This window comes from Shewanella sp. SR44-4, from assembly GCF_014163715.1.
Lineage (GTDB): Bacteria > Pseudomonadota > Gammaproteobacteria > Enterobacterales > Shewanellaceae > Shewanella.
The window spans coordinates 1-203 of the sequence record NZ_JACJDU010000208.1 but is presented as its reverse complement, the minus strand read 5'-3'; the positions used below and the strand labels follow the sequence as shown (position 1 = coordinate 203).

The following is a 203-nucleotide window of genomic DNA, read 5'->3' as shown; positions in this document are numbered from 1 at the left end:
GCTGTTTGAGTGTTAAGCAGTTTAACGCCCGGGATTTTAGCTGTTTGAGAGTTAAGCAGTTTAACGCCCGGGATTTTAGCTGTTTGAGTGTTAAGCAGTTTAACGCCCGGGATTTTAGCTGTTTGAGAGTTAAGCAGTTTAACGCCCGGGATTTTAGCTGTTTGAGTGTTAAGCAGTTTAACGCCCGGGATTTTAGCTGTTTG

1 protein-coding gene is annotated in these 203 nt (G+C 43.8%); it reads right to left on the bottom strand.

Translation table 11 applies throughout. The annotated features are described in order from the left end of the window. The coding region (locus H5125_RS22045) for a hypothetical protein (RefSeq protein WP_409086102.1) at positions 1–203 on the bottom strand (203 nt) is incomplete at both ends.